4 protein-coding genes are annotated in these 2,849 nt (G+C 63.7%); 1 reads left to right on the forward strand and 3 read right to left on the reverse strand.

Going from position 1 to position 2,849, the window contains the following annotated elements:
- Positions 1–87: 87 nt before the first annotated feature.
- Both LH475_RS09705 and LH475_RS09710 read right to left on the reverse strand, forming a co-directional pair.
- Positions 88–351 (reverse strand): GlsB/YeaQ/YmgE family stress response membrane protein, encoded by a 264-nt coding sequence (locus LH475_RS09705; RefSeq protein ID WP_196842965.1) that lies wholly within the window; start codon positions 349–351, stop codon positions 88–90.
- A 178-nt stretch (positions 352–529) separates the two neighbouring features.
- Positions 530–805: a hypothetical protein gene (locus tag LH475_RS09710; RefSeq protein ID WP_196842966.1), complete on the reverse strand. Its 276-nt coding sequence runs from the start codon at positions 803–805 to the stop codon at positions 530–532.
- Positions 806–1,151: 346 nt separating this feature from the next.
- Here LH475_RS09710 and LH475_RS09715 point away from each other — a divergent pair, with 346 nt between their 5' ends.
- Entirely contained in the window at positions 1,152–1,532 is a 381-nt protein-coding gene (locus LH475_RS09715; protein ID WP_196842967.1) for a MarR family transcriptional regulator, read from the forward strand.
- Between the two features lie 27 nt (positions 1,533–1,559).
- Here the strand turns inward: LH475_RS09715 and LH475_RS09720 are convergent, their stop codons facing one another.
- On the reverse strand, positions 1,560–2,435 hold the full coding sequence (locus LH475_RS09720) for an NAD-dependent epimerase/dehydratase family protein (protein ID WP_196842968.1): 876 nt from the start codon (positions 2,433–2,435) through the stop codon (positions 1,560–1,562).
- Between the last annotated feature and the right edge of the window lie 414 nt (positions 2,436–2,849).

Here is a 2,849-nt window from a genome sequence, read left to right on the forward strand (position 1 = left end):
ACGCCCCAAAAATCGGCGGCCCCCCCTTTGGGGGGGGCCGGCGAGTGGGTCGGGCGAGTGGGTCGGGCGAGTGGGTCGGGCGAGTGGTCAGGCCGTGCGGCGGTTCGTGATCGCGCCGTAAATAAGCAGCACGATGAGCGATCCCACGATGGCGAGAATCCATGTTGCGAGGGAGAAGAATTCGCCCAGGTTCACATTGAACAGGAGTCCGCCGAGGAAGCCGCCGAGGAAGGCGCCGACGACACCGAGCAGCAGGGTGATTAACCAGCCCCCGCCCTGACGGCCCGGCAAGATTGCCTTCGCGATCGCGCCGGCGATGAGACCGAGCAGGAGGAATCCAAGGAAACTCATGAGACTGCCTTTCAGTTAGTCGTGAAGTCAGTGAGTCGGCACTACGTTACGTATTCCGTTCGCGTGAACGTACTCGCGTGCGTGCTCGCCGTCAATGGCATCTGGTGTTGGGTTCGAATGCATTCTCGAACAGCGGATGTCGGTGGCGCCCCTGCTGCGGCAGCTCGACTGGAACGCTTTAATCCAGCCCGTAATCATCGTCGAGATACGACAGCCCCAAGGTCGGTGTGGACTCGATCAGGTCGGGAAGGTCTTCGGTGAAGATTGCTTCAAACTTGACGACGGAATGGCTCGTGATGAGCAGGGAGATCTGCGAGCGCACAGAACTGAGGATGTCGACGAAGCCGCCGCCGTTGTGCACGGCCGCCGCCAGCGCGGCCTTGAGGGCCAGAATGTTGTGCTCGCCGGAGAGGTAGAACCAATCCTCGTTGATCGTCAACCTGTATCTCTGCATTGCATGGTCCATTTCGTTGAGGCAGGTGTTACGGCGCATGCGATGCGACGCTGAGCGTGTGGTTCGGCAGCATAATGAAACCCGCGACTGCCGAGCTGGCGCACCAGTGTGAGGCTCAATATACGGGAAATAATTCAAAGTACAAACTATCCGTTCTGCAAGAAACTTTTGCATTGTCCTACCCGCTACGCCGGCAGTACAGAACAGCCCGAGGGGGGCGCTGCTACGCGCCTGCAGGTGGGCGAACCAGACAGACCAGAGGTCGGGAGAACGCCTCGAGGGACTCGATAGCGCGGGACGCAGCCTGGATAGCCTGTCGGCATCCGCTCTGTCATTCCAGCGCGCTATGGAACACAATCGCAACCGGGTGGGCACGAAGGTCAACCTGTCCGGGAGCGAACTGCGCGCCCTGGCCCGGGTCGCTGAGGCCGGCAGCATCACACCGAAGCTGCTCGCGGAGACGATGGATGTGACGACGAGCGCCGTGACCGCGATTTCGAATCGTCTGGTGGCGTTCGCGCTTCTCACCCGGGTGGCCCACCCGCATGATCGACGCAGCCTGCTGCTCGTTCTCACACCGGCCGCCGAGCAGATGACCCAGACGATCTACGACGACTTTCCGGCGCTCCTTGCCCAGGTAGCGCGCGACGTGAGCCCGAAGGAGCAGGCACGGCTTGGGGCCCTCCTCGCCTCGATGGCGCTCACGCTCGAACGGATGCCGACCTGAGTCCGGTTGGGCCGCCGCAGTAGGTCTTCAGGGGTGGCGGGTTCCGGCTCCGGCCAGGAGCGCTCGGTAGCCCTCCCGGTAGGTGGGGTAGCTGAAGGTGAAGCCGGTCTGCCGCAGAAGCCGATTGCTGAGGAGCTTGTCTCCGCCGCGCTGGCTTTCGCGGGTGGGTTCGGGGTTTCCCGCCGGCTTCGGGCTCGACGTCAGGGTCGGTTCGGGCAGGCCCAGCTCGGCGGCGAGAAAGGTCAGCACTTCGTTGCTTTGCACCGGGGCATTGTCGACGCCGAGATAGAGCGGCGCTGGCTGTTCCGGGCGCAGCAGCAGGTGAACGATCGCGGCGGCTGCGTCGTCACGGTGTATGCGGTTGGTGTGGCGCGACTGGGCGGACAGTGTTGCACCGGCTTGCACCTGTTTGATCAGTCGTTCACGACCGGGGCCGTAGACGCCGGCCAGTCGCAGCACGGTGGCGGTGGGAAGGCGCCCGTGGAGCATCCGTTCGGCATCGAGCACGATGGAATCGGTGCCCGGTTTGGGGTTCGCCGGGGTTCGCTCGTCGACCCGACTGCCGTCAGAGACGTCGTAGACGGCCGTCGATGACACCAGCAGCACGCGGCGCGGCGTGACGCGGGCGTCATCGACGGCGTCGAGTAGGTTGCGCAGGCCGTCGACGTAGGCGGCGCGGTAGGCCGTGATGGTGGGGCTGCCGGCGGAGATGGCGACGACGACGAACTCGGTGTCGGCCGGAATGACGGGCTTCTCAACGCTCAGGTCGATCGATTGGCCCGAGATTTCGGCGGGGAGCAGGCTCGCGTTGCGACGCAGGCCGACCACCGTGTGCCCCAGCCGCGCGAACCGTAGGCCCACCTCGGTGCCGAGGTCGCCGCATCCTGCAATGAGTACAGTCATCGCTCTCCTTCTTCGCTTCCACGCTACCGGTCGCAACATGACACTTGGCCCGGAGCCTCGTGGAGCCTCGAATACGCGGCCCGTGTACGCGATGTCTGTCGCCTCCGAAACGAGCGCCTGCACGTCATGATCGACGAAGACGACCCGCTGCTGGAGAACTGGGACTACGAGGCCACGGCGATCGCATGTCCTGTGTGAGAGATGTCTCGCTACCTAGGATTTCTCGGCAATTCGACACCAATGAATTGCTGGAGGCGCCCGGTTGCGGCGAGACCGAGATTTCCAAGTGATTCGATACTCCTGAACACCTGTCATCCAGGTCTTCTGAGGGCACGCAAAAGGGCGGCCCGCGTCTGCGGTGCGCCCGTTACGGGGGGGGGTTATTATTGGGGGGCGGGCCCATTAGATACTTGG

Origin of the sequence: Cryobacterium sp., assembly GCF_026786305.1 — a bacterium.
Lineage (GTDB): Bacteria > Actinomycetota > Actinomycetes > Actinomycetales > Microbacteriaceae > Cryobacterium.

Excerpts from the sequence above, each read along its gene's own strand:
- LH475_RS09710 (WP_196842966.1), bottom strand. The coding sequence starts at position 805 with ATGCAGAGATACAGGTTGACGATCAACGAGGATTGGTTCTACCTCTCC.
- LH475_RS09715 (WP_196842967.1), top strand. The coding sequence starts at position 1,152 with ATGGAACACAATCGCAACCGGGTGGGCACGAAGGTCAACCTGTCCGGG.
- LH475_RS09720 (WP_196842968.1), bottom strand. The coding sequence starts at position 2,435 with ATGACTGTACTCATTGCAGGATGCGGCGACCTCGGCACCGAGGTGGGC.
- LH475_RS09705 (WP_196842965.1), bottom strand. The coding sequence starts at position 351 with ATGAGTTTCCTTGGATTCCTCCTGCTCGGTCTCATCGCCGGCGCGATC.